This is a genomic window from Kitasatospora sp. NPDC085879 (assembly GCF_040686255.1).
Classification (GTDB): domain Bacteria; phylum Actinomycetota; class Actinomycetes; order Streptomycetales; family Streptomycetaceae; genus Kitasatospora.
This window is the reverse complement of the sequence record NZ_JBFBJZ010000136.1, coordinates 1-9049: the sequence shown is the minus strand read 5'-3', so window position 1 is coordinate 9049 and position 9049 is coordinate 1. Positions and strand designations below refer to the sequence as shown.

The 9049-nt window shown below is 71.6% G+C and carries 8 protein-coding genes; 1 reads left to right on the top strand and 7 read right to left on the bottom strand.

Annotated elements, in window-relative coordinates; genetic code table 11:
* Positions 1–694: 694 nt before the first annotated feature.
* Complete coding sequence (locus tag AB0P35_RS40680; RefSeq protein ID WP_095877666.1) at positions 695–1357, bottom strand: response regulator transcription factor; 663 nt, start codon at positions 1355–1357, stop codon at positions 695–697.
* Positions 1332–2504: a histidine kinase gene (locus AB0P35_RS40675; protein ID WP_363521363.1), complete on the bottom strand. Its 1173-nt coding sequence runs from the start codon at positions 2502–2504 to the stop codon at positions 1332–1334. Before AB0P35_RS40675 ends, AB0P35_RS40680 begins: the two co-directional genes overlap by 26 nt.
* A 175-nt stretch (positions 2505–2679) precedes the next feature.
* Between AB0P35_RS40675 and AB0P35_RS40670 the strand changes: the two genes are divergently transcribed.
* Entirely contained in the window at positions 2680–4950 is a 2271-nt protein-coding gene (locus AB0P35_RS40670; protein WP_363521360.1) for an MMPL family transporter, read from the top strand.
* A 45-nt stretch (positions 4951–4995) separates the two neighbouring features.
* On the opposite strand, the gene AB0P35_RS40665 is transcribed toward AB0P35_RS40670, so the two are convergent.
* From AB0P35_RS40665 to AB0P35_RS40645, 5 genes are all read right to left on the bottom strand, one after another.
* Complete coding sequence (locus AB0P35_RS40665) at positions 4996–5298, bottom strand: NUDIX domain-containing protein (RefSeq protein ID WP_179419762.1); 303 nt, start codon at positions 5296–5298, stop codon at positions 4996–4998.
* Between the two features lie 36 nt (positions 5299–5334).
* Positions 5335–6012 (bottom strand): aminoglycoside phosphotransferase family protein, encoded by a 678-nt coding sequence (locus tag AB0P35_RS40660; RefSeq protein ID WP_257019657.1) that lies wholly within the window; start codon positions 6010–6012, stop codon positions 5335–5337.
* 207 nt (positions 6013–6219) lie between these two features.
* The gene (locus AB0P35_RS40655; protein WP_257019658.1) at positions 6220–6711 is read right to left on the bottom strand and encodes an NUDIX domain-containing protein; all 492 of its coding nucleotides are present in this window, start codon (positions 6709–6711) and stop codon (positions 6220–6222) included.
* A 1-nt stretch (position 6712) separates the two neighbouring features.
* Positions 6713–7810 (bottom strand): NUDIX hydrolase, encoded by a 1098-nt coding sequence (locus tag AB0P35_RS40650; protein ID WP_363521357.1) that lies wholly within the window; start codon positions 7808–7810, stop codon positions 6713–6715.
* A 168-nt stretch (positions 7811–7978) separates the two neighbouring features.
* The coding region (locus AB0P35_RS40645) for a transposase (RefSeq protein ID WP_363521354.1) at positions 7979–9049 on the bottom strand (1071 nt) is incomplete at its 5' end.

Below are 9049 nucleotides of genomic sequence, written 5' to 3'. Positions count from 1 at the left end.
CCGGTGAGGGCGACATCTACTACGCCGCGCCGCACACCGGTGCCACCGCGTGGTACCTGCTGGCCGGCGCGGGGGCGAACCCCTTCCGGCTCTGAACGGTGACGCCCCGCGCCGCGCCCGGTGGCGCGGCGCGAGGCGTTCGCCGTCCTTGCGCAGGCCACTTCCGGCTGCACGGCTCCGGCAACACGGTCGACGGCCACCCGAACAGCTACGGGGAGAGCGTCGACAACGTCGTCCCGCGGTGGCTGCGCACCGCCCCGGGGGCGGTTTACGCGGTGCGGCGGATCGTCCTGCCGGTGCCGCCGCCCGTGGCCTGGGTTGCGCGCACCCAGACACGGTGGAGGTGCGGGGGAGCACGGACGGCGCCGCCTTCAGCCGGCTGCTCGCCCCGGCCCTGGCGTTCATCGCGAACACCGGTCGGCCCGCCGGTCAGGTCGCGGAGCTCTAGGGCGCGTATCGAGTCGTGATCACCGGGTGGTCCTGGTGGGGTCTTTGATCCAGATCATCGAGGCGTGCAGGTGGAGACTGGCGAGGTAGCTGTCGGGAGTCTTGTCGTATCGGGTGTCTCACCGTCCCAGTTCCGGCCTCCTGGTACATCACGCTCTGGGGCGGGTGAGGCACGTGGAGCCGACGTGAGCCGACCGGCGCACTGATGTCCGGGCGGGGACTCATGGGACATGGCCCGGCACCCGGCTCAGGTTCCGGGGAGGATACGGCGCGTTTCGTAGGCCCACATCGCGATCTCGACCCGGTTGCGGGCGCCGAGTTTGGCCATCAGGCTGGCCAGATGCGTCTTCACCGTGCTGAGGCTGATGTGCAGTGCATCGGCGATCTCGGTGTTGGTCAGCCCGCGAGCGACGGCGAGGAGCACCTGCTCCTCGCGGGCGGTGACGGGTGAGACCGGCTGGGCCGCGGGCCGGCCGGCGGGCAGGTCCGCGAATGCCTGGAGCAGACGGACGGTGACGCTGGGCGCGATGAGCGCCTCACCGCCGGACGCCGACCGTACGGCCTGGGCCAGAAGGTCTGGTCCCGTGTCCTTGAGGAGGAATCCGCGGGCGCCGGCACGCAGCGCGCCGTAGACGTACTCGTCGAGGTCGAACGTGGTGATGACGACCACGGCCAGCGGGTCGGCGACGCCCGCGCCGGCGACCAGCCGGGTGGCCTCGAGCCCGTCGAGTACGGGCATGCGGATGTCGAACAGGCAGACGTCGGGGCGCAGTTCGCGGGCCAGACGTACCGCTTCCTGTCCGTCGGCGGCCTCGCCGACCACCTCGATGCCGGGCTGGGCGTTCAGCATGATCCGCAGCCCGGTGCGGATGATCGTCTGGTCGTCAGCGACGAGGACGCGTACGGACACCGCTCTCGCTCCTCGCTCTCGGCAGCTCGGCTTCGACATGCCAGCCCCGGTCGGTGCCCGGGCCGGCTCGTAGTGTGCCGCCGATCAGGGTCGCGCGCTCGCGCAGTCCGGTAAGTCCGTATCCGTCGCGACCCCGGCCGGTGCGCCGGCCGTTGTCCCGCACGCTCACCCGTACCGTGTGCCGTTCCGCGGCGACCCGGACGACGACCTCGGTCGCGTCGACCGCGTGGCGCAGCGCGTTGGTCACCGACTCCTGCACGATCCGGTAGACGGCGGCGTCCACGGCCGGGGGCAGAGTGTCCAGCTCGCCGTCGAGCCCCAGGTCGACCCTGATGCGACCGCCGGGGGTGCGCACCAGGCGCTCCAGATCCGCGACGCCGGCAGGGGGCGCCAGCTCGGCGCCGACCCCGCGGTCGCGCAGCGCGGCGACCATGGCGCGCATTTCCTCCAGCGTGCGCGCCCCTTCCTCCTCGACCCCCTCCAGCGCGTCGACCGCGGCGGACGGGTCGGTGCCCGCGAGCACCCGGCCCGCCTGGGCGATGATCACCATGGCCGACACGTGGTGGGCCACCGTGTCGTGCAGTTCCCGGGCGAGCTGCTCCCGCTCGCGGGAGCGCACCTGCTCCAACTGCCGCTCGCGAGCGGTCACCCGGAACCGCACCGCAGCCCCGACCACGCCGGGCAGCAGCCCGAAGAGGAAGCCCACGACCTTTTCGACCACCCGGGTCTCGTCCGTGAAGGCACACAGCGCGCACGCCGCGACGATCATCGCGCCGCCCAGCACGATCTCCCGTCCCGATCCCCACCGGGGCAGCGCGTACACCAGCACGAGCACGACCGCGCCGGTGTACAGGCCGACGGGCTCGCGCGGTGCGGCGACGAGCGCGGCCACCTGAAGCAGGATCACCGAGCCGAACGCCAGCGTGACCGTCGCCAGCGGGCGGGTCCGGCGCCACAGGGGCAGCAGGCACAGCCATAGGGCGAACACCACCGCCACCGGACGCCACACGAGGTTCTCGCGCAGGGTGGCCTCCAGCGCCACACCGGCAAGGCCCGCGGCGAGCAGCGCCCAGTCCCGCCGCACCCGGGCGGGCGCGTCGGGCGGCCGGGGTTCGGTCCACAGGGTTCGCAGGTCGTCTCGGAGCACGGTTCTCAGCTTAGGGACCGCGGCGTGCCGCGCATCGGCCGAAAGGACGGGTCGTCACTCCGCCCCGGGGCCGACGGATCCGCGGCCCGCGGGCCGATGCCGCGGAGCGCCGTGGCGAGGAGCCTCGGCATCGGCGGCCGTACAAGGACGGCCGACGAGGTGGTTGGAGGACCCGATGCTCTCGAAAGCCCTGTTGCGCCTGGGCGCAAGCGCCGCCCGCCATCCCTGGCGGGTGATCGCGGCATGGCTGGTCGCCGCCACGCTCGTCGTCCTCGCCGCCGTCGCCTTCGGCGGGCGGAATGCGGATTCGATGACCGCTCCGGGACTGGACTCCCAGCGGGCCGCGGAACTGATCGAGCGGGCCGGCACCGGCCAGGAAGGGATGACCGCCCAAGTGGTCGTCACCCCCCTCGACGGCGCTGCGACGTTCTTCGACCACGACAGTGCGCGCACCGCTCTCACACGGCTGCAGACCGAGGTGAAGCGGCTGCCGCACGTGCTCGGCACGAGCGACCCGGCGGGGGCACTCGACGCAGGCGGGGACACCGCCGTGCGCGGCGGCCTCGTCTCGGTCGACGGGCGGATCGCGGTCGTCCGGGTGCAGTACCCCGACCAGAGCCGGCTGTCGGCCGAAGACCTCGACGCCCTCGTCGATCTCGGCGACCGGCTGCGCGCCGAACTGCCCCTGCGCATCGAGATGGGCGGGAGCCTCTTCTACGCCTTCTCCGACCCCGACGGCGGCGCGAGCGAGTTGATCGGCCTCCTCGCCGCGGCCGCGATCCTGTTCCTGGCGTTCGGTTCGCTCGTCGCCGCCGCGCTGCCGATCGGCATGGCGGTCTTCGGACTGACCGTCGGGGTCGCCACGATGACAGTACTGGCGGGGGTGACGGACGTCCCCACCTTCGCACCGGTCCTGGGCAGCATGGTCGGGCTCGGAGTGGGCATCGACTATGCGCTGTTCGTGCTCGCCAGGCACCGGGAGTACCTCGCGCGCGGGCTCGATCCCCGCGAGGCGGCGGGGCGAGCGGTGGCCACGGCGGGGAGGCCCGTGGTCTTCGCCGGCGGCACCGTCGTCGTATCGATCCTCGGCCTGGCGGTCGCGAACGTACCGTTCATGACGGTGGGCGGGCTCGCCGTCTCGATCGTCGTTCTGATCATGGTGGTCGCGTCGGTGACGCTGCTGCCGGCCTTCCTCGGCGCCGCCGGCCCACGCCTGGCCCGGGCCGGCCGGATCGGCCGGGCTCTGCAGATCAGGAAGCCGGGCCGACTCGCACGGCGGCGGGACCCGGCGGCAGGCGCCGCCCACGCCGCCGGGTGGCGTCGTTGGATCGGGCACGTCAGCCGGCACCCGGTGTTGTACGCGGTCGGCGCGGCGGGGCTGCTGCTGACCGCCACGCTGCCCGTGCTCGGCCTGCGCGTCGGCCTGCCCGACGACGGCTCACTGCCCCGCAGCCGTACCGAGCGCCGGGCCTACGACCTCGTCGCCGAGGGGTTCGGCCCGGGCACCAACGGTCCCCTCGTCATCGCCGCGGACCCCGCCGGTGATCCGGGAGTGCTGGACCGACTCGTCGCAACGGTCGCGGCGGATCCGGGCATCGCATCCGTCGCGCCGCCGCACATCGATCTGGCCACCGGCATCGCGACCCTCGTGGTGTTCCCGACCACCAGCCCTCAGGACAAGGCCACGGCCGACACCATCGCCCGGCTGCGCACCGACGTGCTGCCCACGGCGATCGGGCACGGCCCGGCCAGGGCCCACGTCGGCGGCGCCGCCGCGAGCCTGTCCGATGTGGGCCAACGCACCAGCCGACGCCTGCCGGTGCTCGTCGCCGCCGTGCTGGCGATGTCGTTCCTGCTGCTGATGCTGGTCTTCCGCTCGGTACTCGTACCGCTCAAGGCGGTACTGCTGAATCTGCTGAGCATCGGCGCGGCCTACGGCATCATGGTCGCGGTCTTCCAGTGGGGCTGGGGAGGCGCACTCATCGGGCTGGAAGCGACGGTTCCGATCGTGTCGTTCATCCCGATGTTCCTCTTCGCCATCCTGTTCGGCCTGTCGATGGACTACGAGGTGTTCCTCCTCTCCCGCGTACGCGAGGAGTACCTGCGCACCGGCGACAACGGCACGGCGATCGTCGAGGGCGTCTCGCGCACCGCCCGGATCATCACCTCGGCCGCCCTCATCATGGTGGCGGTCTTCCTGTCCTTCGCCGTCGCCGAGGACCCCTCCACCAAAATGTTCGGGCTCGGCCTGGCCACCGCGATCTTCATCGACGCCACGGTCGTACGCATGGTGCTGGTACCGGCGACCATGACACTCCTCGGCCGGACCAACTGGTGGCTGCCGAAGTGGCTAGACCGGATGCTTCCCCGCGGCCCGGTCGGCACCGACGACACCGACGCTGAATCCACGGGTGAGGCCCCGCGTCCACGGCTGGTTGACCGTTGACTCAACTCCTGCCCGCCCTTGGCGTCCGGCACCTCAGCGCGTCACCTAGGGGCATATCGAGTCGTGATCATCGGGTGGTCCTGGTGAACGGCCCTTGCCGTCCCAGCCCTGGCGGACCTGGATCGTGTGCACGAGCTGCAGGTCCTCGGGCTCAACGAGCAGGCTGGCCTCTCCCCGGAGCTCGCGGGCGGCGGCCTCGTCGAGGCGCTCGCCGATCTCGACCTTGCCGCCAGGGATCGTCCACGCTGGCATCGTGCTCCAGCTGTCCACGGCGTATTTGATCGTCGCAACGCTCCCCCGGTCCTGGTCATGGACGATGACGGCCACAACCTGCCGCAGGCTCTCCACAGCACTACCTCCAAAGGCATTCATTAGAAGGGGACTTCACACGGTCGGCGCGGGACGGCGAAGCAGCTCCAGGACGGTGCGGGCATAGCCGAGGATCTCCTTGTCGCGGTGGTGGTCCAGGGCCCAGCGCAGGGCGGCGGGGCAGTCGATCGCGGCCCAGGCCCGGCACGCTGCCCGCTCCTCGGCGGTGAGCTCACGCCCGTACCCGGTAAGGAATGCTTCGCGCAGGTCAGGCCGGTGCGGGGTGAGCTGGAGCATGACTCTCATCAGGTCGCGGCGCACCGGCTCTTCGATCTGGCTGCGCTCGAAGTCGATCACGCTGACCACCGGCTGGCTCCCGTCGCGGCGCAGGATCCAGTTGCGCGGGCCGAAGTCGCCGTGGCAGTAGGCGGGAGTGGTGGGCGGCGGCTCGGTGCGGGTGACCTCTGCCAGCACGGCGATGTCTGCTTCCGGGAGCCGGGCATCGCGGGCCCGGGCGAGCGCGCGTTCGCGCTCCTGGCCCCAGGGCAGTTGCTCGCCGATGGGGCCGCCGTTCACCGGCTGGGCGTGGATGCGGGCCGCGAGCTGCCCGGCCTGCTGGTACACCTCGCGTTCCTCGGTTTCGGTGAGGGTGGTGGTGATGGCCGGGGTGCCGGGCAGGGCGGTGGTAATGATGAGCAGCGACCCGGAGGTCCTCGGCCAGCAGGGTCGGGGCTCGGCCGGGGCCGAGGGCAGGTGTGAGGTGCCGGTAGGCGGTAGTTTCGCGCTGGTGCATGAGGTCGTTCTTGTGTCGCTTGGTGAACAGGCGGTGCCCGTCGCTGGTCCGGATCTCCCATACCGTTGGCAAGTCGTCGCGATCCTGCGAGTATGCGCCCATCAGCTCGTATGGACCTGCCGTCCTGCGAAGCAGTCGGTCGGTGTCGTCGGGGAGGACGGGCCTGGTCATGCCGGCCAGCCGACGGTGGAGAGCGGGTTGCCGCGGGTGATCTCGGCGAGGGCGTGTGCGGTGTAGGGCACGATGTCGGCCGGCAACCGGTAGAGCGGCCACCGGCGCAGTTCCTCGCACTTGTGCGGCTCAGCGTTCCGTACCTGGCCTTCGGAGTGGGTGGGATGGAAGAAGAGCTGGAGGCGGCTGCGGCCGTCGTCGGCGTCGAGGTGGTGCAGCGTGTGGATGAGTACCAGGTTGTTCTCCGCGATGGTGATGCCCAGCTCCTCCTCGGCCTCGCGGGTCATGGAGCGGGTGACCGGTTCGCCGGGTTCCATGTGTCCGGCCGGCAGGTGCCACATGCCGTTCGCGTAGTGTTTTGGCGGCGCCCGAGCAGCACCGTGTCGCCGTCGGTCAGGACGAGGTGGACGCCCACGACCAGGGTCAGCGGATCTGTTCCGGACGTTTGGGGCGCCGCGTCGAGCGGGTGATCGGTGTTGTCGAGCCAGGTCACGAGGTCCTCCCGGTGGGCCGGTCGGTCGCCGCGGTGAGCAGCGGCAGGTAGTGGTGCATGTGGGGCGGGACCTTGAGGTCGAAGACCTTGGCGAGAGGGACCATCCGTACGGCCAGGCCCTCGCCGCCGAGCCGCAGGTCGCTCTCGGGTCCGTCCCAGACGGCGTGCAGGACGCGGATGAGCGGGGAGACGAGGTCGTGCCGCGGGCCGGCCAGCAGCCGCATTCGGGTGATCGTGATTCCGGCCTCCTCGCGGACCTCACGTGCTGCGGTCTCCTGCGGGGTCTCGTCGCCTTCCCGCCACCCGCCGATCGGGGTCCAGTGGCCAGGCCAGGCGATGCCGGACTTGTCGTCGCGGTGGTGCATCAGCAGCCGCCCGGCCGGGTCGGTGACGAAGACCGTGATGCCCTCGAAGTCGTCGGCCGGGCCGGGGCGTTCGAGGTAGAGCGCCCGGCCGCTGCGGTGGGCACGAAGGATCTGCAGGAGCCGCTGGTACCGGGCCGGGTTCATGTGTGCGTGCCAGTCGTGGGCGGTCTCGAACCGCCATTCGGTGTGCTCGGCCGGATCGAGGCGGATCCGTGCCTGCTGCTCGGCGGTGAGGACGCCACCGTCGAAGACGTAGCCGCAGACGGGGACCGGGTACTCGGTGCCGGCCTGCTCGTGGATGACGGCGACCAGGCGCCGCCGGGCGACCACCTCGGGGTTCTCTGCGGCGAGGTCAATGCCCAGTTCCTGCTCCGCTTCGCGCAGGGCGGCGGTGAAGGGCGTCTCGCCGTGCTCGACGTTGCCGCCGGGGAAGTTCCACACGCCCGGGTCGATGGTGGAGCGCATCCCGAGGGTTCGGCCCTGCGGGTCGGTGACCAGGAAGCATCCGTGGCTCGTGGGCCGCGCGATGGTGGTGAGGTAGCCGCCGACCGGTCGCCAGCCGGGAAGGTCCAGGCGGCCGGTGAGCCACTCGATCACCGTGCGCTGCCCGTCGCTGGTCGGCGGCAGTCGGTCGGCAGGAGCCCACTGGTGGTCGTCGTGGTCCGGCGAGAGGACGACCGGGGCGCCGTCCGGCACGACGGCGGTGAAGACGAACTGCCGCACCCGCATGCCGCGCTGGTTGGTGAAGTCCAGGCTCCGCGCGTACTCCAGTGACAGGGCTGTGGATCAAGGTGACTGTGCCTACCTTGATGCCGGTTCGAGTGACCTGTCTCAGCTTGCCGTTTTACCTCCGGTGATCATCTTCTGCCGTGTTCGGGGTTCTCGCCTGCCTGTTCGCTATTGGTCGGCGACCAGGGCGAGTCCGACGTCGTAGCTGGGGGCTCGGCGGCGGTTGGGCCGGCCGGGTGGGCGCCCGGGCCCGGGGCGGGAGGGTCTCGCAACAGAGGAGGGGCAGGCCAGGCGCGTGCGGATGTTGCGGAACCCGCGCCGGACCCGGGCGGGGGTGAGCCGTTCGGCGGGCTGGGGCCGCTCCCAGGGTCGGCGGAGGTCGGCGGCCAGGGGTCTGGCGAGGCGGAGTTGGGTGTGGGCGGCCAGGACCAGGCAGGTCCAGCGGTCGGCCGCGGCGGGATCGCGCAGGCGGGGACGGGTCCAGCCGAGGGTCTGCTTGAGGAAGCGGAAGGTGTGCTCCAGGTCGAAGCGCCGCAGGAACGCGTGCCAGGCCGTGTCGGTTTCCTCACCGCTGGGCGTGGGGTCGGAGAACCACAGCCAGACCGGCTTCGGGGCGCCGCCGGAGGGCAGGTGGTCGACGTCGATTCGGATCAATGTCCCTTCGATGACGGGGAGTTGGCCCTGGTGGTCGCTCCAGGCGGAGCGTCGCCAGATCCGCGGGTGGAGGCGGTGCCAGGCGCGGACGCGGGCGGTGCCGTAGCGGCGGGTGGTGTGCTTGCTGTCGTTGTCGGGATCGCGCCAGGTCGCGGGGTCGGCCAACGCGAACCGGATTCCGTGGCAACGGGGTTGGCCGCCCTTGGGGCCCACCCGGTAGTCGTCGGGCACGGGGTTGAAGAAGACGCGGTCGGAGCGCATCCGCACCACGATCTGGACGGGTAGGTCCCGCAGCAGCCAGGCCAGGCGCGGGCCGTCGTAGCCGGCGTCCGCCACGATCAACACTGGTTGGTCGCCGAGTTTCCAGTGTCCGGCGTTGAAGATGCCGCGCAGGACCTCGCGCAGCTGGGCGGCGGTGACGGCCGCGGTGTCCGCGCCGGGTTCCAGACGCTGTGCGTCCAGCAGGGCCGTCCACGAGGTCGAGCCCGACTCCAGGGCGGCGACGAAGACATCCGATGCGGTTAGCGGGTCAAGCTGCGACCGCCAGGGTGAGTTTGGTCTGCGTGGGGAAGGCGGTGTTCTCGT